The organism is Ectopseudomonas oleovorans, assembly GCF_003052605.1.
Classification (GTDB): Bacteria; Pseudomonadota; Gammaproteobacteria; order Pseudomonadales; family Pseudomonadaceae; genus Aquipseudomonas; species Aquipseudomonas oleovorans_A.
This window is the reverse complement of record NZ_QASO01000129.1, coordinates 42548-64105: the sequence shown is the minus strand read 5'-3', so window position 1 is coordinate 64105 and position 21558 is coordinate 42548. Positions and strand designations below refer to the sequence as shown.

Annotated in this window: 36 protein-coding genes and 1 pseudogene; 16 read left to right on the top strand and 21 right to left on the bottom strand. The window is 62.0% G+C overall.

Annotation, left to right across the window (positions count from 1 at the left end; genetic code table 11):
- Positions 1 to 11: 11 nt before the first annotated feature.
- The 20 genes and pseudogenes from DBO86_RS23040 to DBO86_RS22945 form a co-directional block, all read right to left on the bottom strand.
- Positions 12 to 1400, bottom strand: coding sequence for an adenylate/guanylate cyclase domain-containing protein (locus DBO86_RS23040; RefSeq protein WP_003460948.1), 1389 nt, complete (start codon positions 1398 to 1400; stop codon positions 12 to 14).
- A 158-nt stretch (positions 1401 to 1558) separates the two neighbouring features.
- Positions 1559 to 1891, bottom strand: a pseudogene (locus tag DBO86_RS23035) (phosphohydrolase); the annotation flags it as partial.
- A 281-nt stretch (positions 1892 to 2172) separates the two neighbouring features.
- On the bottom strand, positions 2173 to 2490 hold the full coding sequence (locus tag DBO86_RS23030) for an Mpo1-like protein (protein WP_003460950.1): 318 nt from the start codon (positions 2488 to 2490) through the stop codon (positions 2173 to 2175).
- A 61-nt stretch (positions 2491 to 2551) separates the two neighbouring features.
- The gene (locus tag DBO86_RS23025) at positions 2552 to 3772 is read right to left on the bottom strand and encodes an Arm DNA-binding domain-containing protein (protein WP_108234962.1); all 1221 of its coding nucleotides are present in this window, start codon (positions 3770 to 3772) and stop codon (positions 2552 to 2554) included.
- Positions 3773 to 3967: 195 nt separating this feature from the next.
- On the bottom strand, positions 3968 to 4327 hold the full coding sequence (locus DBO86_RS23020) for a hypothetical protein (protein ID WP_108234961.1): 360 nt from the start codon (positions 4325 to 4327) through the stop codon (positions 3968 to 3970).
- A gap of 52 nt (positions 4328 to 4379) precedes the next feature.
- On the bottom strand, positions 4380 to 4610 hold the full coding sequence (locus tag DBO86_RS23015) for a hypothetical protein (RefSeq protein ID WP_108234960.1): 231 nt from the start codon (positions 4608 to 4610) through the stop codon (positions 4380 to 4382).
- On the bottom strand, positions 4607 to 5779 hold the full coding sequence (locus tag DBO86_RS23010) for a hypothetical protein (RefSeq protein ID WP_108234959.1): 1173 nt from the start codon (positions 5777 to 5779) through the stop codon (positions 4607 to 4609). Before DBO86_RS23010 ends, DBO86_RS23015 begins: the two co-directional genes overlap by 4 nt.
- Positions 5780 to 6091: 312 nt before the next feature.
- Positions 6092 to 6310, bottom strand: a complete 219-nt coding sequence (locus DBO86_RS23000; RefSeq protein ID WP_108234957.1) for a hypothetical protein — start codon at positions 6308 to 6310, stop codon at positions 6092 to 6094.
- Positions 6310 to 6690 (bottom strand): hypothetical protein, encoded by a 381-nt coding sequence (locus DBO86_RS22995; RefSeq protein ID WP_108234956.1) that lies wholly within the window; start codon positions 6688 to 6690, stop codon positions 6310 to 6312. The genes DBO86_RS23000 and DBO86_RS22995 overlap by 1 nt, the downstream gene beginning before the upstream one ends.
- Complete coding sequence (locus tag DBO86_RS22990) at positions 6687 to 7388, bottom strand: phiTE_015 family protein (RefSeq protein ID WP_108234955.1); 702 nt, start codon at positions 7386 to 7388, stop codon at positions 6687 to 6689. The genes DBO86_RS22995 and DBO86_RS22990 overlap by 4 nt, the downstream gene beginning before the upstream one ends.
- Positions 7385 to 7612 carry a hypothetical protein gene (locus DBO86_RS22985; protein ID WP_108234954.1) on the bottom strand — a complete coding sequence of 76 codons (228 nt, stop codon included), beginning with the start codon at positions 7610 to 7612 and terminating at the stop codon, positions 7385 to 7387. Before DBO86_RS22985 ends, DBO86_RS22990 begins: the two co-directional genes overlap by 4 nt.
- Before the next feature lie 322 nt (positions 7613 to 7934).
- Positions 7935 to 8063, bottom strand: coding sequence for a hypothetical protein (locus DBO86_RS27110; protein ID WP_279630325.1), 129 nt, complete (start codon positions 8061 to 8063; stop codon positions 7935 to 7937).
- Positions 8060 to 8410 carry a hypothetical protein gene (locus DBO86_RS22980; protein ID WP_108234953.1) on the bottom strand — a complete coding sequence of 117 codons (351 nt, stop codon included), beginning with the start codon at positions 8408 to 8410 and terminating at the stop codon, positions 8060 to 8062. Before DBO86_RS22980 ends, DBO86_RS27110 begins: the two co-directional genes overlap by 4 nt.
- 61 nt (positions 8411 to 8471) lie before the next feature.
- Entirely contained in the window at positions 8472 to 8786 is a 315-nt protein-coding gene (locus DBO86_RS22975) for a hypothetical protein (RefSeq protein WP_108234952.1), read from the bottom strand.
- On the bottom strand, positions 8761 to 9225 hold the full coding sequence (locus tag DBO86_RS22970) for a helix-turn-helix domain-containing protein (protein WP_108234951.1): 465 nt from the start codon (positions 9223 to 9225) through the stop codon (positions 8761 to 8763). The genes DBO86_RS22975 and DBO86_RS22970 overlap by 26 nt, the downstream gene beginning before the upstream one ends.
- A gap of 10 nt (positions 9226 to 9235) precedes the next feature.
- Positions 9236 to 9499: a hypothetical protein gene (locus DBO86_RS22965; RefSeq protein WP_108234950.1), complete on the bottom strand. Its 264-nt coding sequence runs from the start codon at positions 9497 to 9499 to the stop codon at positions 9236 to 9238.
- Positions 9500 to 9578: 79 nt separating this feature from the next.
- The gene (locus DBO86_RS22960) at positions 9579 to 9815 is read right to left on the bottom strand and encodes a hypothetical protein (protein ID WP_108234949.1); all 237 of its coding nucleotides are present in this window, start codon (positions 9813 to 9815) and stop codon (positions 9579 to 9581) included.
- A gap of 473 nt (positions 9816 to 10288) precedes the next feature.
- The gene (locus tag DBO86_RS22955) at positions 10289 to 11053 is read right to left on the bottom strand and encodes a DUF1828 domain-containing protein (protein WP_108234948.1); all 765 of its coding nucleotides are present in this window, start codon (positions 11051 to 11053) and stop codon (positions 10289 to 10291) included.
- Entirely contained in the window at positions 11050 to 11565 is a 516-nt protein-coding gene (locus DBO86_RS22950) for a hypothetical protein (protein ID WP_108234947.1), read from the bottom strand. The genes DBO86_RS22955 and DBO86_RS22950 overlap by 4 nt, the downstream gene beginning before the upstream one ends.
- Before the next feature lie 68 nt (positions 11566 to 11633).
- A complete protein-coding gene (locus tag DBO86_RS22945; RefSeq protein ID WP_244185603.1) occupies positions 11634 to 12431 on the bottom strand; it encodes an XRE family transcriptional regulator in 798 nt (265 codons plus the stop codon).
- On the opposite strand from DBO86_RS22945, the gene DBO86_RS22940 reads away from it, so the two are divergent.
- Positions 12426 to 12662 (top strand): transcriptional regulator, encoded by a 237-nt coding sequence (locus DBO86_RS22940; RefSeq protein ID WP_341865952.1) that lies wholly within the window; start codon positions 12426 to 12428, stop codon positions 12660 to 12662. The two genes, DBO86_RS22945 and DBO86_RS22940, sit on opposite strands and share 6 nt — an antisense overlap.
- On the opposite strand, the gene DBO86_RS27175 is transcribed toward DBO86_RS22940, so the two are convergent.
- Positions 12547 to 12858 carry a hypothetical protein gene (locus tag DBO86_RS27175; RefSeq protein ID WP_341865953.1) on the bottom strand — a complete coding sequence of 104 codons (312 nt, stop codon included), beginning with the start codon at positions 12856 to 12858 and terminating at the stop codon, positions 12547 to 12549. The two genes, DBO86_RS22940 and DBO86_RS27175, sit on opposite strands and share 116 nt — an antisense overlap.
- An 88-nt stretch (positions 12859 to 12946) precedes the next feature.
- Here DBO86_RS27175 and DBO86_RS22935 point away from each other — a divergent pair, with 88 nt between their 5' ends.
- The 15 genes from DBO86_RS22935 to DBO86_RS22865 all read left to right on the top strand — a co-directional run bounded on the left by DBO86_RS22935 (position 12947) and on the right by DBO86_RS22865 (position 21548).
- Positions 12947 to 13369 carry a phage regulatory CII family protein gene (locus DBO86_RS22935; RefSeq protein ID WP_108234944.1) on the top strand — a complete coding sequence of 141 codons (423 nt, stop codon included), beginning with the start codon at positions 12947 to 12949 and terminating at the stop codon, positions 13367 to 13369.
- 69 nt (positions 13370 to 13438) lie between these two features.
- Positions 13439 to 14191, top strand: a complete 753-nt coding sequence (locus tag DBO86_RS22930) for a phage antirepressor KilAC domain-containing protein (protein ID WP_244185602.1) — start codon at positions 13439 to 13441, stop codon at positions 14189 to 14191.
- A gap of 304 nt (positions 14192 to 14495) precedes the next feature.
- Positions 14496 to 14780 carry a hypothetical protein gene (locus tag DBO86_RS22925; RefSeq protein WP_108234943.1) on the top strand — a complete coding sequence of 95 codons (285 nt, stop codon included), beginning with the start codon at positions 14496 to 14498 and terminating at the stop codon, positions 14778 to 14780.
- Positions 14773 to 15519: a hypothetical protein gene (locus DBO86_RS26350; RefSeq protein ID WP_208630544.1), complete on the top strand. Its 747-nt coding sequence runs from the start codon at positions 14773 to 14775 to the stop codon at positions 15517 to 15519. The genes DBO86_RS22925 and DBO86_RS26350 overlap by 8 nt, the downstream gene beginning before the upstream one ends.
- Positions 15516 to 16178, top strand: a complete 663-nt coding sequence (locus DBO86_RS22915) for a replication protein P (protein WP_108234942.1) — start codon at positions 15516 to 15518, stop codon at positions 16176 to 16178. Before DBO86_RS26350 ends, DBO86_RS22915 begins: the two co-directional genes overlap by 4 nt.
- Positions 16171 to 16404 carry a hypothetical protein gene (locus tag DBO86_RS22910; RefSeq protein ID WP_108234941.1) on the top strand — a complete coding sequence of 78 codons (234 nt, stop codon included), beginning with the start codon at positions 16171 to 16173 and terminating at the stop codon, positions 16402 to 16404. Before DBO86_RS22915 ends, DBO86_RS22910 begins: the two co-directional genes overlap by 8 nt.
- A complete protein-coding gene (locus DBO86_RS22905; RefSeq protein ID WP_108234940.1) occupies positions 16397 to 16837 on the top strand; it encodes a dATP/dGTP diphosphohydrolase domain-containing protein in 441 nt (146 codons plus the stop codon). The genes DBO86_RS22910 and DBO86_RS22905 overlap by 8 nt, the downstream gene beginning before the upstream one ends.
- Positions 16834 to 17076 carry a hypothetical protein gene (locus DBO86_RS22900; protein WP_244185601.1) on the top strand — a complete coding sequence of 81 codons (243 nt, stop codon included), beginning with the start codon at positions 16834 to 16836 and terminating at the stop codon, positions 17074 to 17076. The genes DBO86_RS22905 and DBO86_RS22900 overlap by 4 nt, the downstream gene beginning before the upstream one ends.
- On the top strand, positions 17076 to 18122 hold the full coding sequence (locus DBO86_RS22895; protein ID WP_146173227.1) for a tyrosine-type recombinase/integrase: 1047 nt from the start codon (positions 17076 to 17078) through the stop codon (positions 18120 to 18122). Before DBO86_RS22900 ends, DBO86_RS22895 begins: the two co-directional genes overlap by 1 nt.
- Before the next feature lie 3 nt (positions 18123 to 18125).
- Positions 18126 to 18491, top strand: a complete 366-nt coding sequence (locus tag DBO86_RS22890; protein ID WP_108234938.1) for a RusA family crossover junction endodeoxyribonuclease — start codon at positions 18126 to 18128, stop codon at positions 18489 to 18491.
- A complete protein-coding gene (locus DBO86_RS22885) occupies positions 18488 to 18799 on the top strand; it encodes a hypothetical protein (RefSeq protein WP_108234937.1) in 312 nt (103 codons plus the stop codon). Before DBO86_RS22890 ends, DBO86_RS22885 begins: the two co-directional genes overlap by 4 nt.
- 10 nt (positions 18800 to 18809) lie before the next feature.
- Positions 18810 to 19361, top strand: a complete 552-nt coding sequence (locus DBO86_RS22880; RefSeq protein ID WP_108234936.1) for a hypothetical protein — start codon at positions 18810 to 18812, stop codon at positions 19359 to 19361.
- Between the two features lie 282 nt (positions 19362 to 19643).
- Positions 19644 to 20027, top strand: a complete 384-nt coding sequence (locus DBO86_RS22875; RefSeq protein WP_208630542.1) for a hypothetical protein — start codon at positions 19644 to 19646, stop codon at positions 20025 to 20027.
- On the top strand, positions 20024 to 20821 hold the full coding sequence (locus tag DBO86_RS22870; protein ID WP_108234935.1) for a hypothetical protein: 798 nt from the start codon (positions 20024 to 20026) through the stop codon (positions 20819 to 20821). Before DBO86_RS22875 ends, DBO86_RS22870 begins: the two co-directional genes overlap by 4 nt.
- Before the next feature lie 199 nt (positions 20822 to 21020).
- On the top strand, positions 21021 to 21548 hold the full coding sequence (locus DBO86_RS22865) for a terminase small subunit (protein WP_108234934.1): 528 nt from the start codon (positions 21021 to 21023) through the stop codon (positions 21546 to 21548).
- Positions 21549 to 21558: the final 10 nt, after the last annotated feature.

Here is a 21558-nt window from a genome sequence, read left to right as displayed (position 1 = left end):
GCGTTCCGATCTTACAGAATGACCTTGTCGCGCAGCTTTTCGGCCGCCTGGTTGAGCGCCTGGATCACCCGTTCCTTGTCGAAGTTCTGAATGCCATTGGTGTCCAGGTACATGGAGAAGCCCGGCAGTTCGTGCTCGACGTAGCTGGAGGTGGCGCCCAGGTCGCGGCGGAAGTCCACCACCTGGTAGATCTGCACCGGGCGGGTGAAACCCTTGACGGCGATCTGGCCCTTGTCGCGGCACATGATCACGTCCTTGACCAGCGAATAAGTCTCGTGGGAGATCAGGATTTCGCCGGATTCGGCGGCGCTTTCCAGGCGGCTGGCAAGGTTCACGTCGCGGCCGATGATGGTGTAGTCCATACGCGTGTCGGCGCCGAAGTTGCCCACCGTGCAGTAGCCAGTATTGAGGCCCATGCGAATTTCCAGTGGCTTGGTGATGCCCTGGGCGCGCCACTGCTGGCGTAGCACCTTCATGTGTTTGCGCATGGCGATGGCCATGGAAACCGCCGCGACCGCATCCTTCTTGGCGCCGTTGCTACTCGGGTCGCCGAAAAACACCATGACGCAGTCACCGATGAACTTGTCGATGGTGCCGCCGTATTTCAGGGTGATCTTCGACATTTCATTGAGGTAGGTGTTGAGCAGGTCGGTCAGCGCTTCGGCTTCCAGCTCTTCCGACAGCTCGGTAAACCCCTTGATATCGGAGAAGAACACCGTGAGCTTCTTGCGCTGAGTCTCCAGGCGCACGCTCTTCTTGCCGGTGAAGATCGATTCCCAGACCTGTGGTGACAGGTACTTGGCCAGGTTGCGCGCCAGGCGCGCGGCCTTTTCCTGTTCACGCTTGATCTCGCTGCGTACCTGAGCCAGGCGCAGGCCCTGCTGGTTGACGAAGTAGGCAGTGATGCAGATGTACAGGGTGGCGAAGAGGATGCTGACCAGCGCCACCAGCGTCGGCGTGTCGGTATTGGGATGAATCCCAACCAGCGCGGCGCACAGCGCCATGCCGCTGGCGGCCACCAGCAGGCCCAGGCCGAGATAGCGCATGCCGCCGACGACCAGGGCACTGAAACAGAGAATCAGCAGGAACATCAGGCTGGGCACGGCAGAGAAGCCGAGCAGCACGCAGGCCGCGCCGGCGTGCAGGGCATCGAAGAACAGCAGGGCGAGGTCGGTCTGCTGCGGATAGTCGCGCTTGAAACGGCGGCTGAGATTGTGCGCCAGATGAGGGTAGAGCAGGGCGTAGGGCACCATCCACAGAATGTCGTAGGCGAAGTGCCCGACATAGGTGCCGGCGGCGATGCTGGCGGCCGTGGCGATATAGGCCAGTACGCGCGAATAGTATTCGCGCAACGGCGGCGTCGGTAGCCCGTTGGCACGGCTGATGGTTGCTGGCTTCATCTGCTGGAACTGTCCCTGCTGGATTTCTGGCGTCTCTGCTGGACGCCTGGCTGGTCTGCAAGACCTGAGCCTGAGGCTCGCTGGGCGGGGATCATAACCAAGGGGGTGGAGGCCAGCCAAGCATGGCCGCCGAGCGGTGGCGCAACAGTGGCCAGCGGTCAGGCGCTGGTATTGTCCATTGCAGCCAGATAGATGGAGTTCTTCGGTCGGGCGAATACGCGCTGCAGCATGGGCTCGAAGAAGCTCAATGGCAGGCTTTCATAGTCCGGGTCGAAGGCGGCCGCATCGTATTTGGCGCAGAACTCGATGGTCGCCTGGTATTGCGGGTGATCCTTGAATTGCTCGCGCAGGTGGCGATCCATGCCCAGGTGGTGGAAGAAGTAATAGCCCTGGAAAATGCCATGCTTCTCGACCATCCAGTGATTCTCGGCACTGACGAAAGGCTTGAGGATGGCTGTGGCAATGTCCGGGTGGTTGTAGCTGCCTAGGCTCTGTTGCCGTTTCGCGCACGGCCGCGACGGAGCCAGTTTTTGCGTGGGGCTAGGCGCGAGAGGCGAAGTTTGGTCGCCCAAATGAGCCGTCGAGTAACAACGTACCACGCAAAAACTGGCCCGTCCCTTCGGGTTGCGCGGCAAATTGCGCTATGCGTCGTTGCGGGATTTGGCAAGGGAACGACCATTACCTGCATCCCGCGCCTCGCGTGGCGCAATTTGGCGCAGCAACGCGGCTCGCGTCGAAACGGCAACAGACCCTAGTGTGAGCAGCCAGGTTCTTAGAAACGGATACGGCCGGTAAAGGCATCCTTGAGCATCACCCAATCGCCCATCAGGCTGTACAGCGGATAGTCGAAGGTGGCCGGGCGGTTCTTTTCGAAGACGAAGTGGCCGACCCAGGCGAAGCCATAACCGGCCAGCGGCATGGCCAGCAGCCACAGCCATTGTTGGCTGAACAGGGCGTAGGCGAGGATCGCCAGCACCAGCAGGCTGCCGGCATAGTGCAGTCGGCGGCACACGGGGTTACTGTGTTCCTGCAGGTAATAGGGGTAGAACTCGGCGAAGCTCTGGTAGCGTTCGGTGGTCTGGGCGGTCATGGCGCACCTCCTGTTATTGTCACCTACGAGTCTAGACCTGCTGTCTCCGTGGGCCACTGACTTAAGGTGCCAGTCTAGTATCCTTGCGCGCACCAGCTAACAGCGCGGGGTCTACGCCCATTGTTGTCATTGTGCTGTCATTGCCGGCGAACAGCTGAACAGCCTTCTGCCCGGCCTCCAGATCGGCCGAAGGCATCCAGCGCCCGTAGACGCGAGCGATCATTGTCCAGTCCTTGTGCCCCATCTGCTTGGCGACCCACATGGGATGCTCGCCGGCAGAGAGCATCATCGAGGCGTAGGTGTGCCTGGTCTGGTACGGCCGGCGATATCGAACGCCTGACTTCTTCATCACGGGCGCCCAGAGCAGTTTCCTGATCTGCTCCGAGTGATCCCACGGCGCGCCGCTTACCGGGTTCGTGAAGATGCGGCCACCGGCCAGAAACGTGGCTGCCTTCTGTTGCAGCAAGGCATCTCGCGCTGGCGCTAGGAGTTTCACGGAGCGCCTGCCGCTGGTTGTCTTCGGCGATTCCGGCTCAGTCGCCGCCCTGGTCTTCGCCCGCACGATGCGGATCTCATTGCCGATCCAGTCGATGTCTCCCCACTCCAGCGCAATCAGCTCGCTCGGCCGTAGGCCAGTCCACAGGGCGAACTGGATTTGCGGTCTGCAATCCTTAGGCGCAGCCGCCAGAATGGCGGCCTGTTCAGCCATGCTGAACGGATCAACGTCGTCGTCCTCTTTCAGCACTTCCTTGTTCCGATAGTTCCAGCCGGCCATGGGGTTGGCTTCCAGGAACTCGTCCTCTACGGCGTCCGCCAGGGCAGAGCGCAGGCAGCTCTGCAGGTTGGCCAGCGTTTTATTCGACACTGAGAGCGCTGACAGCTTCTCGCGCACGTGGCGCTTCGATAGTTCGCTCAGGCGAAGGTGGCCGAACATGGGCACCAGTTGCGCAGTTATAAGGCGCTCGTAATGTGCCGCTGTGCTTGCCTTGAGCTGCGATTTCCGGCCATCGATCCACTCCGCCAAGTATTCGCCAAGGTTCTGTCGATCGACAGGCTTGGCGAACTTGGCCGCGCGCTTTGACTCGGGGAAGGTGACGCTGTAGTCGAAGGTGCCCTGCTCGATTGCAAGCTCGATGGCCGCCTTGTGCTGCTCGGCGCGCCTCAGGTTAGCGGCGGTGGGCTTGAGATTGAGGCGCTCGCGGCAGCGCTGGCCTTGGTACTGGAAGGTGATTTCGATACTACTTTCAGAAGCCGCCCGGACGCCTCGCCCATCTCTACCCATGTGTAATAACCCTCTACGTCAATTAAAACCCGTCCGTCAGGGGCCTTCTTCCACACCTGGTGCTTTGGCCAAATCCCGTCACGGATTTTGGTTCTGATTGCATCTGGTGTATAGCCCGACTCGCGGGCGAACTGCTCTATGGTCTTGTAGCGAACCATGGCATCACCTCCGCCCACTTCTCAAGCGTGATCAGTTTCATGCGGCCTCCTTGTATCGCGGCGCGCCCCTGTATTCAGGCTGAGCCTGGTACTGCGTCGGGCGAATGACTGCGGCCAGCAGGCGCTTCCATGTTGCCGCGTTATTGGGCAGGCAAAGGCCGTGCTCTTTGGTGTCGTACTCGACTTCTTTCGCCAGCGTTTTGGCCATCTCCAAAGGCACTGCGATGTTTGAGCATCCGCTGTTGTAGTAACCGAGACGCTCAAGAACTCGCGCTTCCTGATAGATGCCAGCACGATCCATTGTCCAGCAGTAGCCCTTGTCATCAGGCCGCCAGAGCGTGATTGCTTTATGCCGGCGGCTGGTGTGTTTAAGGCTGATCACGATGTATTCAGACACAACAAATCCTCCCGCCCTACGTTGTGGGCAGATAGAAAAGGGGATGGGGTTGTTAGAACAGGTGCTTCTGCGCTTCCGTCCAGCGCGTGCGCTCTGCATTGCGCAGGGCGTTTGCTTCGGCCTTGCCTTCTTTCAGCCTGGCCAGGTACACGTCGCGGCGGATCAGTCTGTCCTGGCCGGCGTCGTAGATGTACGACTGCCCCATGTAGGTGCAGCCGCCGAAGTGGCGCGAGACGCTGAACTGGCTTTGACTGACGTTGTGGATTTCCTCGGGCGCGGTCATTGGCGTTGCGCCTGGCGGTGGGCGGCGAGGGTGGCGCGGGCCGTATCTAATGCCATGGCAGCTGGCATGATTGGCCCAGCGTGTATAGCTCGACACTCTCCGAAGCAGTTCCACGCGAGCGACGCGGCGCACTCTTCTAGCGCCTCCACCAGCGACCGCACTTCTTGATCTGATGGCGGCACGCAAGGCAGAAGGCCATCAATCATGTGCGTGAACGGTTCGCCATTGGCAGCCGCGCTAAGCGCGTCGAGAATGCGCTCCGGCATGTCGTATGCTCCGCATGCTTGGTAAAGAGAGGCAGCCAGCGCCCGCACGTCCGGGCCTGGATGCGTGGCCGTCGTCAGCCGAACCGTATAGCCGCTTTCCTCCACGCGCTCGCGCGACACGAACAGGGCCGGGTCGGATTCGTCGAGGTCGCATTGTCGCGCCCACACCTCCTGCCGCTCTCCCTGCTCGGCCAGCGGTCGCGAACTGTTCGAGTAGCTGACATTGCAGTCCTTGAGCAGAGACGGCTTCGGATAGCGCTGAGCCAGTGCATCAGCCACGGACGCATACGGGCCGCTTGCTTGCACTTCCGGCGCCTGGGTGGCGGTGATGGGCATGGCAGCGATAGCTGCTTGCTCGGCGCCGCCGTCTTCCTGATCGCCAGTTCCAGCTATTCGATACTTCATCGCGCAGCCGGCCAGGTCATGCTTCTCTTGGAAGTACGCACTGGCGTATGCGCCCCAGCTCTCAATGTCCTCTGCCGCCTCCAACAGCAATCCCAGCGCCGCCTCCAGATCGGTGCTCAGCTTGTTGCACTCAAGTGCCTGCTGGTTGGCGTACTGGTTCGCCCGGTCTCTGTCAGCCTGCAGCCGCCCATTCTCAGCCCGCAGCGCCTCGGCCTCTTTGAACGTATCAAGCCAGCGCGCATACAGCTCGCTACCCGCGCCCCTGAGGCCGTCACTTGCATATGACTTTGCCCACTCGATGCCGCGCTCCGCGGGGTTTGCGGATGCGATCTCAAGCAGCGCGACACGCAGCGCCTCGGCCTCTGCGTACAGGGCGTCGTAGTCGTCGAGTAACCCTGGCAAATCAGCAGGCGCGTCGAAGTGGAAGCTCTCTGCCCAGTCTTTACGCATCTGATCCACGTCATCAGCGCTATGGTTTAGCCTCACTTGCTCACTCATAGCGCCACCCTCGCAATATCCGCGTCATCGCGCGGCTCGTATTTGTCCTCAAGCTCAGCTACACGCGCCCAGGCGCGTGACTCTGATGCCAGGGCATCACGCAGTTTCCGATCAAGCTCGGCGACTTTTCTGCTTTCTTCAGTGCTACGAAACGCACACTCAACGCAGCGGCCTGTCGCTGTATATCGGACGCTCTCCCCGCATGTCTCGCACTCTTTCCCCGTGAACTTTTTGGCCCCGCTAATCCGGGCGCGCTCTTGTTCGAGTATCGCTATAGCTTGCGATAGGCGGTCGGTCGTTGCCCTCACTTGCTCACTCATCTTGAACTCCTGCTGCGCGATCGTTGTGGTCTTGCCAAGCCCAGCGCCAGACTTCCCATTTGTTCCAGTGGATGGCTGACTCTTCTTCGTCGCTCGTCCGCTCCCACATGAAGTGGCCGCTATCCAGGCCGATCAGCAAATAGCCTGGCGGCATCTTCTGGATGCCAAGGCGGTCGGTGTAGTCGAAGCTTGTGACGTTATCGGCTGGCATCACACCTCTCCTTCATCGGCGGCAGTGGCGGGGCGCTCGTTGCTCGCACGGCCTGCCTGCAAAGCCTGCTCAAGGCTTCGGTAGTCGTTGGCCATGCGGCGGTAGTGCTCTTGCAGGCTGCGCAGCGCCTTGGCCAGCGTGCGTTCTTTGGTCTCATGCTTCCATGGCGACTTGGTGCCATAGCCGGCGCTCTTCGCCTCATATGTAGCCGTGCCATTGATGCAGCGCCAGGTGACGCGCAGCGTTGATAGACGATTGAAGCCGCTGCTCTGGATGCCTTCGGCTTCAAGGAAGGTTTCAGAGCTTCCCTTGGACTTAACCGTCCACTTGTAGCCGGGCATGATCTTTTTCAGCTCGGCGCGTAACTCTGCTGGCTTCATGCCTCACCCCCATTGAGAAGGGCGCGGAGTTCGCGCACTGCTTCGTTGTGTGTGTGCAGATCGGAGCTGCTGATTACCGACCAACAGATGCGCTCCAGCAACTCCCTTGGCACGCTCACATGCGCGGACTGCTGCGCGGAAAGGGCGGCGATCATCTTCTCGATCACGTCAGCCGACTTCTCGGCGTAGTCCACGATTGATACGTCGCAGCCCGTGTCGCGCCCTTCTTCATCTTCAAAACGCAGGTCAACGTCATCGCCGGTAATGTCGTCTGCGTCCATGCTGCCAATCTCGCGCAGCACGAACAGGCAGCGCTCAGCCTCGGCGATCAGTTCAGCCGATCCAGCAGCCGGCAGGGAGGGGGCAACTGACAAGGATTCCTTGACGGTTGGGGCGGCCAGCAAATTAGCCAGCAGTCGAGGCGCAATCAGTTCAGCGCTCATATCGTGGAAGCAGCGGACGTTCTCCAGCGCATCGGCCAGTTGTTCGGCTGTCGGTATTGGCATGTAGCCTTCCGGCACGCCCACCGGCAGGCTGGCGCGGGCTTTCCATACCTTCCAGGCCTCCTGCTCTGCCGAGTAGTAGTAAACGTCTGGCGCGTTGCTGCATTTCTTCAGTCGTTCTACGCCGGCGCAGAATTTTTCCAGCCGCCAAGCCTCAAACGCCGCCCGCTCCGCATCTTTGCTCTGTTCGCTCATGGCTGCTTTCTCCGGTTATCCGCCAGAAACTGGGTGATGGTCTGGCTCAGCTGTTGGGCGCCGATGCTGTTGCAGCGGCTGACGTAGGGTTTGGCCTGCTCGAGCAACGCCATGGCTTCGGCGTAGAACTGCGCGGCGACTGCCTGGGCCTGGTAGTGCGCCAGTGCGTTTGGCTGCTGGCTGCTGGCGCGCCTTTCATCAGGACTTTCGTTGAGGCATGGCATCGCTCACCTCTGTGTCAGGCCTTGGCGGTGTGCAGGCGCGCGGCGCAGGCCGAGTGCGCGTGCTTTGCTGTAGATGGCGCGGTCATCCCTGCCGAGGCGCGCCACCAGTTCGGGCATGGGCGTGTCGGGGTAGAGCCGGGTGAGCAGCTGCTCCTCATCTTCTGACCAGTTTCGTCGGCTTCTGGCTGGTTTATCGGTTGCCGCAGATGCGCGGGCACGCTCAAGTGCGGCCTGCGCCAAAGGTGATAGTGAGGTCATGGCGGCCTCTTATTTGATCGGGTTTTGATTCCACGCTCCGCACACCTCGAACACGGCGCCTGGTTCACTCCACCCAGCAGTGGGGCCAGATGCCCAGCGCATAGGCCAGCGCTTCGTCGTGGTTGCATTTGCTGCCGACCATGGGGAAGCGCTTGCCGCAGGGCAGGCAGACGTACCAGCAGGCTTTGGTCATGAGTTCAACCGCCTGCTGTCGCCAGTGAACTCGGCAAACTGGTCTTCGATCTGCAGCGTGTGCTCGATGCTGAAGAACGGGTTGCACTGGCTGCAATGGCCGGCGACGCGGATGGCGAACGCCATCAGGCTGCCGGCGCCGTGGTCACGCAGGCAGTTCGGGCAGCGCACCAGCTGTTCGCAGCAGGCATGGGCTTGGTGTTCTTCGTCGTGCACCTTCTTGCACTCCGGGCACTGCCAAATCTCGTAGATTTCCGGCATGCAGCATTCACGGGCGCCGTCTTCGTCGTCGTGCACCTTGTTACATTCGCTGCACTGCCAAAGCGGCGTTGCATTGAGTTTTTGCATGGGCTTTCTCCAGAACGAACGATCCCGTGCCGCTGCTGCGGCCGGTGTGGTGGGTGGTGGTTTACTGCTCTTGCCGATCGAGGCGCCCGGCTTGTTCGGCGCCTTGCTGGTAGAGCTGGCGCGCCACGGTTGGGGATATGTGGATTTCGTGGCGCGGCGGTTGCAGCAGGGCGGCGGCGTGGTCGCGGCCCAGGGCGTGGACGTTGAGCAGTAGCGTTTGCAGGCATTCGGTGCGCTCGGTGTGTTCGCCCCATTCCATCAGCTCGGTGAGGATGGCGAGGATGCCGGGGCGCACGCGGTGGCGTAGTTCGACCTCTTGGGCGCCCTTGCGCCGCTGGGCGGCGGCATCGTCACGTTCCTTTTGGGTCTTGGCCATAGGGCACTCCGGGTTCGATGCCGTGCAGCTTGCAGAGCTTGTAGGTGTGGTTGTAGGTAAGGCCCGCCGCGGCGGCGAGCTCTTTCATGGTCGGATTGGAACCGGCCAGGGCCTTGACGCGCCCCGCGCCGTTGCGCCTGGCTGGCTTGGCGAACTCGATGCCATAGTCCGCGCGTAGGCGGTCGAGCACGCTGCGGCTGACGCCCAGTTCGCGCGCGGCCTCCGTCAGGCCCAGGTGTGCCAGCGCCTCGGCCCTTTCGAGCAGAGCCGGTGTGCGCTCTTCGCTGGAGGGCTGATGGCAGCGCTTGGTTGGCCTGAACTTCTCGCGCGCCTGGTGCAGTTTGTAGCGCCGCGGGTGTTTTTCGGGGTCGAGCTTTGCAGCGCTGCCCAGGGCGGCCTGCTGTTCGGCGTGGCTGCTGTAGTGTGGGTTCTGGAGCATGCTGGCGCCCTCAGTGGTGCAGTTGCAGTCCCAGCTCGAGGCGGGTGGCCAGTTCGGCGGCTTCGTGCATGCTGGGGCGGTGGGCCAGCAGGCGGCCGGTGTCGGCGTCGAGCACCTGCCACACGCGGCCGCAGGCGTAGAGCGTGGTGGCGCGCGGCGCTGGCGCTGGTTGCTGGCGCTGGCGCGCCTCGGTGGCCATGCGGGCCTGGTTGGTGTGGCGCATGGCGTCGAGCAGGTCGGCGATGGAGTCGCGGGCTTTGGTGAGTGCGTTCATGGTGGGCACCTGTGTGGATGCTGGTGGGGAAGGGTTTCCCGTCAGCCCCTGGTGAGAAGGGCTGCCGGTGAAACCGTGATCAGGAGAAGTCGTGCACTTCGTCTTCAGTCCGAGCCACATGACGGCCAAGGGTGTGGCTGTAGTAGTGGCTGCTGCTGTTTGAGCGGGTGGCCTCAATGGGGCCGAGCTGGCAATTCAAGGCTGCGCGTTGCTCGTTGACGTGAAAGCCGAAGACGCCCGTAACGTCGTCGGAGAAGTACGTGCAGCAGGTGTGCCCTGGCTGGCTGTGGCGGTTGTAGTGGATGCCCTCGAACATGGCTGTGCTCTCCCTGGTTGGTTTCCTGTCTGGCCCTCGTTGGAAGGCCAGCCAGTGAAATCGGGTCTTGCTCGCTACGCCTCTCGGGTCATTCGCGCGGTTCGGTCAGCACCTCGTCAGGCTCGGCCCCTCTGTGGCCTACCTCTGAACGCCGGTCGCCGTTCGGCGTAGCGGTTGGTTCACCTGACTTTCTGTCGCCCCACAGGTGATGGCCGGGGCTGCCTCGCCGGTTGCCCGGCTAGCTGTTCATGGCGCTGGTTGTTAAAGAGCGGTGGCCTTGCGGCCTGGTCGTCGTTTCCGGCGGCGTTGGGATGAATTAAACAACGTGTTTATAACCTCGTCAACACAAAATGTTTATTTTGTTTGTTCGTGGCGTGGAGAGCCAAATCCCATGCACAAAAAAGCCCGCGCGGGGCGGGCTTGGGCTGGGTTATGCGACGGGAATGAAAAGCCCCGCTCGGGGCGGGGCTTGGCTATGCGGCTTTTAGTGCTCGTTCAAGCTCATCGTCATCCCCGGTATAGATGACAATCGAGGCTGTCTCGGCAAGCGCAACAGTGGCTTGGTTGGTGGCGTCTTCTTCGCCGCGCTGAAGAATTACAGTTCTCTTGGTGCGGTCACCAGAGTTCTTCAGATCGCCCATCTTCCCCACGGTGCCATAGATACTGCCCCAGTTGGGCTTGCCGTGGCTGCCTGAAGATATTGTCTGGATGATCATCTGATTGCTGGTTCCAGGGTTCAGCACGAACGGGAATGTCAGTTGGTGGCCGCTGGCGCCAACCAATGAGTATGACCGCCTCACCTTTGGCCCGAATCGCTTGGCCAGTATTTTCCCTACGGCTCGCTCAAACTTCGGAACCGGCACGACAAGCATGTCGTCGCAGGCATTGCCAATCCTAGAAGCTGCCTCCATGAATCGGGCCAAGTAGAAGCCGGCCTGCTCTTGCGGGCAAACGGCATGTAGTTCGCCTCCGTCCGAAAGCTCGACGCCATGCTGCACAGCTAGGGCGCTGAATTTCTTGGCGCGGCGTGCGTCCGGGGTAATGCCGTGCGTCATCGCTGTAAACAGGATGTCAGCGTTATCCGAAATACGGACAAGGCCGCGGCCGATTTCTTCGACGTATGCGCCAATCAGGGCGCCGTCGAATGACAAGGTCAGCGGCGATTCAATATAGGTCAGGCCTTCCCGGATAGGCTTGCACAGGAAGCCGAACTGGGCGCTTAGCTGTGTGCAGTTCATAGCAGATTCATTTGCCCGGCATTCGGGAGAGTGGGGTAGGTAAATTTTGGTGCTGACTTTATGTTGGCACGTTCAAGGAATGCCTGCCATAGCGTTTCGATAGGTGATCGCTCGATTGGTTCGGCGTACCCCTCTGTTCCTTCAGCTACCGGGAAGTGAACGTGAGGATGGTCTGGTTTCTTTTGAAAGTAGGCCAGCCCCCTGCCGATGGCATTCATGTGGTCGCTAGGCCCATTTTCGTCCAGAGCGAAGACCCGGGCTCCATTTACCATCAGCGAGAAACTGATTTTGTCTGGCACGCCCTGAATGGCGCTTTTCTTGTGGTAAAGGTCTAGGAAATAGCCTTCCTGGATGACGCCGTTGATGAGTAAGGTAACCCGGCACTTATGAGAGTGCGGGAAGCCCTTGCCACCTTGCGGAACCCAGGAGATTGCGCGCCCGCCACCCCATTGTTTCGATACCTCAATTGCAGCGATTGCGTCCGCATAAGGCATCTTTCTTGAGCCCGCCATTCACTCCGCTCCCCATTTATTCGGCTGGTCTCCGTGCCACAGCCCCTTGATGAAGCGGGGCCAGTTCATCAGAAGAACATCGCGCCCCAGAACACGCGACCGATCACACTGATTTCCTGCTCCTGAACTTGAGCCGGGGTGTATTCCTCGTCGGGGTGTTCGTCGCGGTTATAGCTGCGGATGCGTAGCCCGCCGCCGGGGAGGCGATAGAGCAATTTAACCCGGAGTTGGCCGGCATGATTTATGGCGTAGGTCTTGCCGTCAGTGATGGTCTTGTCAATGGTGTTCACGGCGACCGTGGCGCCATCCGGCAGGACGGGCTCCATGCTATTGCCGCGCACGGTGACGGCTACGGCATGCTCAGCCTGGACGCCTTCCTTCTTTAGCGAATACTTCCCGAACCTGAGCTGCTTGTTACTGCTGCGCTCAACTGCTGTCAGGCCAGACCCTGCTGCCAATTCAACCTCCTTGAGAAACGGCAGGGCAACGGTGTCGTCATCAAGCGGGGTGTCGTCACTCCACTCTTCGACTGAGCCAGTTATCTCTGCTTGCGCAGAGGCGCCCACGGTCGTGGTTGATGCGCCTCCCCAAGAAGCCTCTTTCGGCAGGGTGCCATCTAAAAGCCATTCAAAGCTCAGCCCTAGCTGTTTGCACACATCCCGGTGCTTGTTGGCAGGGACACCGCGCGAAAACCAGTTGTTCACGTTCTGGGGGTCAACGCCAAGCATCGCCGCAAAAGTGGCGTACCTGATGCCCTTTTCTTGGAGGTAGGCCCGCAGGCGCTCTCCTGAGTGTTTGTGCGTATCCATAAACAACAAGTTTACGGGGCTTGCCGGTTCGTTAAAATAAACGTATTGTTGATGCATGTTTATCGAATGCTCAACGGAGCGTTTATGAAAAAGACCCCGCTCGAAGAGGCCATTGAGGCCGTTGGCTCGGCCAAATTGTTGGCTGAGCGCTTGGGAGTGACGCCCATGGCAATCACTCAATGGAAGGCCAGGGGCGTTCCTGCTCACCGGGTTCACGCAATTGTTGCCGCCTGTTCTGGTGCGGTGACTGCGGTAGAGCTTCGCCCTGACATTTTTCGCGCCGCTTAACCGCCAGCGAAGTGACCACCTGATCAAACCCGTCCTGGCGAGCGCCACGCTGGCAAGGGCGGATGAGTAAGCAAGCGGATTCCAGCTTTGCCCGGAAACGCAACTGAGATTGAAGAGGCTGCACCTCCATGAGGGCAGCGATGTGGCAGCGAAGGGCAAGCAGTTCGCCCTGTAGTGATTCGATGGTCGGTTGCATGGGGTTTCCCCTGTCGGCTGATCCAGTGAAGACAGATTCGCCCAGGGCTGAACAGGGCGCCACGATAAACGAGCAGAGGTTTCCCGATATGGAAGAGATCCACCGCGCCATTCACGAGACGGTTCTGGACGCTGGGCCGAAGCAGTTGGCGCATGCCATGGGCATGAGCCACACGAGCCTGTTGAACCGTTGCAACCCGAACGATGACACGCACCGCCTGAATGTGGAGCAGCTGCTGCAGATCATGCTGCACAGCCAGGACAAGCGGATTTTGGCCGCGCTGGCGCATGAGTTCGGCTTTGAGCTGGTGGCGAAGCAGCCGGTGAAGTCGACCGCGCTGCAGTCCGCCGTGCTGCATATGCACAACGAGATTGCGGACGTGACGAAGGCGGTTGTCGAGGCGCTGGAGGATGGCCATGTGAGCCAGCACGAGAAGCAGCAGATCAAGCGCCATGTCGGCGAGGCGAAGGCGGCCATGGAAGTGCTGCTGGAGTCGGTGAAGGCCGCCTGAATCACAGGCACAAAAAAGCCGGGATTGCGGCCCGGCTTCTTCAACAACGCCTACTGAGGTGACCGAAGTATGAACCAACTGATGCAGTGCGGCAAGGCGGTAACGATGTCCACCCGCGAGATCGCCAGCCTTACAGGCAAGCAGCACAAGGACGTTATCCGCGATGTGCGGGTGATGCGGCAGGCCCTGGAGCAGGATGGCGCAGATTTGCGCCATCTGGTCGAGCGCAAGGATGGCCGCGGTTACACCGCCGAGTTTCTGCTCGATCGCACGCTCACCGAGACGCTGCTGACGGGCTACAGCATCCCGCTGCGGCATCGGGTGATCGTGCGGCTTGCTGAGTTGGAGCAGCGCACCGTACCTCCAGCCTTGCCGCAAACCCTGCCCGAGGCGCTGCGCCTGGCGGCTGACCTGGCCGAGCAGAACAACCGCCTGCAGGTGGTGGTGAGCGAGCAGGCGCCGAAGGTCGAGGCGCTGGCGCGGATCGCCGAGGCCGGCGGCTCGATGTGCCTGACGGATGCGGCGAAGCACCTGGGCATCCAGCGTTGCCGGCTGATCGAGTGGATGCGCGCGAACCGCTGGATCTACCGGCGCGAGGGCAGCATGCGCCTGCTGGCGTATCAGCCACGCATGGCCGCCGGGCTGCTGGATCACAAGGTGTCGATCATCGGCCGGGAGGATGACGGCGCGGATCGACTGGCGAGCCAGGTGCGGGTGACGGCGAAGGGGCTGGCTGTGCTGGCGCAGAAAATCAACGCCGCGCCACGTTTTGCGAGTGGTGAAAACGTGGCGCGTACCGAGGGTGGCAATCATGGCCGGTGAGTGGATCGCCCCAACTGCGGCCCGTGGCCGCCGATTGACGCGGGTTCGGCGCGCGTCTATGCTCACGAGTGTTGGCGCAAAATCGCCAGCCGGGATTGGCGTCCCGTCTCACGTTTGGCCGCACAGGCCGCTTGATCGCGGTTTTTTTGTGCGCGTCGTTCAGCACCCGAGTTATGGGAGGCTGGACGGTGGCCTCTTCGGAGGCGCCGGTGTCCAAGCGTGCCGGTACGCCAACGCCGTTCAGTCTCCCACCCTGATTGGCGTCGGCGTGGGAGGTGGTGACCTCTACGTTTGGAGCCTAATCATGGCCGGTACTCTTTCGCATGCTGCTTACTGCGGCACCCCTGAAGAACTCTTCACCATCCGCCCCGAGGCCGAAGCCGGCCTGCCCATCGACGCTCTGCTGTGCGCGCTTTCGCGTGCGCGGGCGGTGCTGGCAATTGCGTCCGGGCAATTCAACGACCCCGCAGCCCCGCGCTGGACTGATTCGATCATCTCCTCGGCCCTGTGGTCGGTGGAGGGCGATCTGTCGCTGATCGAGCAGATGGTGCGTTACGGCTGGGAAACCGAGGAGGCCAGCCATGGCTAATGCATGGTTCCGGATGTATGCCGAGTTTGCCACTGACCCGAAGGTGCAGATGCTGAGCGAGGTCGACCAGCGTCGTTATCTGATGCTGTTATGCCTGCGCTGCGGTAACGGCGATGTAACGTTACATGAAACAGAGATAGCGTTTCAGCTGCGCATCAGTAACGAGCAATGGGCCGAGACAAAGGCCGTTTTGCTGGCCAAGGGGCTGATTGATGAGGCGGGCCAGCCGACTGCTTGGGATAAGCGGCAATATGTGTCGGACTCAAGCGCTGCGCGGGTTGCAGCCTATCGCAAGCGCAAGAAACAGGCATGTAACGTTACAGTAACGCCCCCAGATACAGATACAGATACAGAAGAAAAAGCATCTACCCCTGTAGTCCCCTCCGAGCAACCGAAACCCGCCGCTGTCGCGCCGGGCACTGCTGTGGCCCCTGCTGTTGCTCAGCCTAAGCCCAAGTCCAAGCGCAAGACGGCGCTGCCTGACCCCTTCCTGCTGACCACGGAGATGGCCCGGTGGGCGCGGGAGCGTGCGCCGGCGGCGAACTTGAGCCTGGAAACCGAGAAGTTCTGCAACCACTGGCGCGGCAAGGGCGAGACGCGCGCCGACTGGGTGGCCACCTGGCGAACGTGGATGCTCAACGCGCAAACCTACGCCCAGCGCGCCCAGATGGCCCGCCAGCCTGCCGCCGGGCCTGACTTCGACAGCCTGGATTGGATTCACGAGGACCTTGGGATATGAGCCGAGTGATTGAACTGGAACGCGCCGCCAACCTGGTGGCGACGAGCAAGCCGATGCCGGCTCGGAGGCAGGTGGACGAGGCGACGGGCGCGGTGGTCAACGATGTGATCCGCGAGTTGCAGGCCTGCTACACCGCCTGGCGGCAAGCCTGGCCGGACGACAAGGCGCTGAACGCCTATCGCAAGTCGCTGATCAAGGCGTTTGCCGAGGCGGGAATCACCACTCTGGAGCAGGTGCGCTATGCCATGCAGCGCTGCCGGCAGGATGCCGCCGACTTCGCGCCCAGCGCCGGCAAGCTGGTGAAGTGGTGCCAGCCCACGCCGGAGATGCTCGGCCTGGCACCGCTGGAGCGCGCCTATGCCGAGGTGTGCCGCAACGTGCATCCGTGCCAAGCGCCGTCAGCGCGCTGGTCGCACGCGGCGATCTACCACGCAGCCGTCGCCGCCGGGTTCAGCAACCTGCAGCTGCTCCCTCGTGACGCCGGCCTGAAGTTGTTCGGTCGCCACTACGACGCCGTATGCCGCCGCCTGGGCGATGGCGAGGAGCTGGCGCCGGCACCGGTGGCGGCGTTGCCGGCACCGATGCGCCAGGGCTCGCCAGAGGTGGCGAATGCGCACCTGTCGAAGATTCGGGGGATGTTGGGAGGTCGCCGTGGCTGATCTGGTTTGGCAACCGCCTGAGACGGCGCCGAAGGCGCACACGATCCTTGCTGACATTGGCCTGCCTTGGCCGGTGGTGGTGGTGTGGAGTGAGTACGCCGAAAAGTGGGCGGTGGCGGATCTGGAGTGGAGCCAATGCGAGGGCAAGGCTGACCCTGGGTTTGTCACTGAGTACGAAGTCACGTTGCGCGGCTGGATGAAGCTGCCGGAGATCAGGTGTGAGTGAGCTGAAGGATACGAACCCGAAAGACGCGATCGGCAGCCAGAAGTTGCCCCTGCACCTGTGGCCAACCACCGCGACCGCTATGGGCTGCCTGGGGCTGATGGATGGCGCCCTGAAGTATGGCCGGGCCAATTGGCGCAAGGCTGGGGTGCGGGCCTCGATCTACTTCGATGCCGCCAACCGGCATCTGGCCGCGTGGTTCGAGGGTGAGGAGGCCGACCCGGATAGCGGGCTGCCGCACCTGGCGCATGCGCTGGCGTGCCTGGCGATCATCGTCGACGCAGAGGCCGCCGGCCTACTGGTGGATGACCGGCAGGTGCAGGGTGGCCACCGGGCGCTGATCAATGCCCTGACGCAGCATGTGCCGCGCCTGCAGGACGCGCATGCAGACCGTGCGCCGAGGCACTTCACCATTGCGGATAACGCGCAGCCATGACCATCGGCTGGGCACCGAAGAAGAACCGCGACGGGCAGCCGACACCTGGCTGCTGGATCACCGATGGCGGGTACACGGTGGCGGAGTTTCTGGTTTATGACCAGCAGGTCTACGCCGTGACGGCGCCCGGCGAGTCGGTGGCGATGGCGTATCGCCCAGGCCGTGACGGTGTGGTGGCGGCGATCACTGATCACATGGCCGGGCGGGCGGTGGCGAAGTTCGAAGGGGAGGGCGCGTAGTGGCGAGCAAGAAGGCAGGCATGCGCTCGGTGGGCGAGGTGGTGGAGTGGTGGCTGTCGCGCATCGAGGGCGACCGGACGCGCAGCGAGAAGTATCGCGGCAGTATGGGCTCGCTGATGCGCCGGCATGTGATTCCGCGCGTGGGCAAGGTGGCGCTGCGCAAGCTGGATCGGGTGCTGCTGGATGACAAGCTGGTGTTCCCGATGCATCAGGAGCTGAAGCCGCGCACGGTGCAGAAGGCGTTGCAGGGTCTGCGTCAGGCGTTCCGCATGGCTGAGACGCAGGGGCGCATCGAGGCCAACCCGCTGGCGGGCACCACCTTCCGCGATTTCTACAAGGGCAAGCTGCGGCCGAAGCCGGCGGCGTTGTCGCGGGTCGACCTGCAGGCGTTGGTGCAGCACCTGGTGGAGGTGTTCAACCGTGACCCGGCCAAGGGGATGCTGCCGCTGATGATGCTGGCGCACGGCACGCGCATCGCGGAGACGCTGGCGGCGCGCTGGGCGCATATCTCACTGGATGAACGGGTGTGGGTGATCCCTGAGGCGAACACGAAGAGTAGGCGTGAGCATGTGCTGCCGCTGACGGCTCAGGTGCTGGGCCTGCTGGCCAAGTATCGCCAGGCGCTGCCGGATGCACGCATGAAGGCGGCTTGGCTGTTCCCAGTGCGCGGTGGCGCTGCCATGGCGCTGACCAGCGGGCATGCGTTGATGCGTGAAGTGAGCGGCCGCCAGTGGACGAGCCACGACCTGCGCAAGCTGATGCGCTCCAGCCTGGCGGATATCGGCGTTGACCACATGGTGGGTGAGCTGCTGATCAACCATGCCCTGGGCGTGACCACTGAAACCTACCTGACCCGCGATGCGATGGAGCGTCGGCGCGAGGCGCTGGAGCGCTGGCATGCCCGCCTCGATGAGTGCGGTTTTGCGGGTGCGCATGGGGTGCAGGTTGTGCCGAAAGTGGCTGTTCCTGCATTTCTGCCTTTGGGCGGGGCGCCAGTAACGGCGGGCGCTACAGCCGAAAACAGTATTTCTACGTGGGGAGGGTGAAGAATGGGTAATGCGGTGATTCTGCCCTGGCCTCCCCAGGCGCTCAGTCCGAATGCCAGGCCGCACTGGGCGGCGAAGAGCAAGGCGGCGAAGTCGTACCGCATGCAGTGCTTCCTGTTCGCCAAGAAGGCGGGATTGGGCGCGCCTACCGGGCGCATCCTGCTGCAGCTGGAGTTTCTGCCGCCAACTGCGCGCCGCCGTGACGATGACAACCTGCTGGCCTCGTTCAAGGCTGGCCGCGATGGCCTGGCTGATGCGCTGGGTATCGATGACAGCCTGTTCGTCAGCCAGGTGCAGATCGGTGAGGTTTACCCGGGCGGCGCGGTGCGGGTGACGCTCTCGCCGTTTCAGTCAGGCGCGCAGCAGTGAAGGCGCGCCTGATGCCGCTGGAGCGCTGCGAGGTGTGCCGGGGCGCGGGCCGCATACGGGGCATCTTCCATCTGATGGAGTGCGCCGGGTGCAACGGTGGGGGCTTTGTGAAGCCGGACGGGGAGGCGCTGGGCTATCCCGAGTTGGTCGAGCAGTTGCGCCTGCGTCTGGCTATGTCGGGCGATGAGCGCAAGCGGATGCAGCGCATTCTGCAGCAGGCAGGGCTGATGCCGGAGCAGGGCGCGGCGGCTGGTTATCAAGGCAATAACAGGAAGGGCGCCGGCGGGGCGCACTTCACCGGGGATTGAGGGGAAGGGCATGGTTTATTCGAGCGTGTTGAGTGCGGTGGTGTCGGCGCTGGCGGCTGAGTGCAAGGACAGTACGGCACGCCAGGCCTGGCAGAAGCTGATCGATCTGGACACGGCGATGGTGGGGCGCGGTGGCGTGCCTGACCGCGACCTGATCGACTGCTGGGTGTTCGCGCGGCTGCACAGCGAGCTGATCCCGCGCCACTGGAACGCGCTGGCGGCCCGGTATGGCACGCACAAGGGGCGCAAGGTGGCCGCCATCAGCGCCCTGGCCCCGCTGATCGCCTCGCCGGCGCCGAAGCTGTTTGTCTACAAGGCTGTGACTGCCTGGGCCATCCCACCTCTGAAGGGCGCCGAGGGCAAGCGATCATCGGACATGATCGTGCTGCCGGCGGCGTTCTATGACATGAATACGTGGGATCTGGCGGCGAATCCTGAGCGCACTCGCAGGCGCTGGCGGCAGAGCGTTGGTGCGGTACTGGATGAGATGGTGAAGGAGGCGCTGCAGCACGCCGAGACCATCCTGCAGGCCGAGGGCGTTTTGTTCTCACATGCCGCTTGACTTGAATGGCCGGATGGCCGAAAGTTTGTCCATCCTGTCGTTATTGCGCGTTCAGGATTGAGAATCCCGAAAGCCCGGCCACTGAGTCGGGTTTTTTCGTTTCTGATCCCTCAGCTGTTCCCCAACAGCTTTGCCCGCCATCACACGCGGGCTGTTTTATTCATGAATTCCGGCACCCGGCGCGCCTCTTTTCTCCAGGCGGATGGCGTTGCATCGCGGTGCCGGGCCTAACTGCATTGCGTGGCCTGCGCATGCCAGGGTAAGCCTATGAGAGCCCGCGAAATGACCGAGCCAGCATCTACCTCATTCGGCGGCATCGCCCTTTACAAGCTGGGCGTGCTTGGTGCCGGCGCTGCCATCCTGGTGACTATCGTGGTGATGGCCATGACTCTGCCAAAAACTGCGCGGGAGTTCGTGGTGGCGATGATCTGCACCGTGGTATCGAGCATCGGCGGCGGTGCGTTCGTGATCCGCTGGTTTGATCTGCAGCACTACGCCCATGACGATATCGGCCTGATCGCGCTGACCTCGATCATTTTCGTTTGCGGCCTGCCGGCCTGGATCATTGTTCGGGCGCTGTTTGCCTGGAGCGAGGCCAAGAAGGATCGGCAGATCACCGAGATCGTGGATGCTGTGCTGGAGGCCAAGCAGAAGTCTGGGCTATGAAGGGTTCAATCACTGCCAGAGACCTCGATGATGCGCTGGCATCGCTCAAGCAGCTCGGCGCGGGCTTGGCCAATAGGGCGCTGGCTGATGCCCTGAACCATACGGCCAACCAGGCGCGCATCGCGCTGCGGGCTGAGATGGAGGATGTGTTCAACCCGAGGCCGACGCCGTGGGTGCTGAACTCGATTCGCATAATTAACGCCAAGCCATCGGCTGACCCGGAAGCGGCGGTGTGGGTAATAGATCAAAAGGCAGAGAAGAGCTTTTACAGTGCTGAGGACTACCTGTTGCCGCAGGTTGAAGGTGGCGGTCGCGTCGAAAAACGAACAGAGTACCTGCTACGGCAGAAGGGCATACTCCCGCGCGACCGTTTCATTGTGCCGGCAGCCGGCGCCAGGCTGGATGCCTACGGGAATATTCAGAAAGGCCACCTGACTCAGATCATCTCGGGCCTCAAGGCGTTTGAGGAGATGGGCTACTCGATGAATGCCACTAAGAACTGGTGGTCGGAGCGCAAAGGGCACGAGCGAGCGTTCTTCGTGATGAAGCGCGGCAAGACGCCCATCGGTATCGCCGAGCGCCGTGGCAAGAGCGTGGCGATGGTGCTCGCCTTCGTGCGCCAACCGCAGTACCGGGAACGCTTCAAGTTCTATGACGTGGTGCGCCGGGTCGCAGAGAACGACGCGCAGCTTGAAGCCAATATCGACAAGGCCATCGCCGATGCATTGGCCGGTCGGCTGCCGAGTAATTTCAATCGACGCCCCCGCGACCAGGCCGGAAACATCATCCGCTGACAGCCTGCCGAGCCGACGGCGGCGCTGATCGCCGGGGCGGCTCGCCGTCGCTTGGTTGCGGGGCTGTGGCGTGCCACACCCCCCCACCCCAAAGGTACTCCGGGAGGGGGCACCGCCCTGAGGGTAATTCGAGCCCCGTTCTCGCTCTATTCACGAACATTTTTCAGCGTTTCCGGTTCCGGTTCCGCACGGATATGTCATGGCCACTCAAGTCGAAATAGCCAAGCATCTCGATCTGAGCGACAGGCAGGTACGCAATCTGCTCTCAGAGGGCGTGCTTCCTGGGTCTAAGGGTCGTGGCGGCTTCGATATGGATGCCTGCCGGGAGGCATATATCAGGTATCTGCGCGGGCTTGGAAGCTCACAGGTGAAACCGGAACCGGGCGCTGGCGAGGAGGGCATAGACCCACTGATCGAGTACAAGCTGCTCGAAGAGCGCCGAGGTCTCACCGCCGCCCAGCGGATCAGCCAAGAGAACAAGAACGAGGTCGATGCCAAGCGGTTAATCCCGGCCACGTTTATCACGTTCGCTTTCGCCAAGTTCATACCGGCCGCCGGGTCAATCTTCGACACGGTAATCATGACGCTACGGCGCCGACACCCAGACCTAACGCTAGGGCAACTCGACTCAATTAACCGGGAGCTGACCAAGGCGAGGAACATCATCGCCCAGGCGGCGGAACGCCTACCGGAGTGGCATGACGAGTTTATCGAGCAGTCAAATTGAGGCGTGCCAA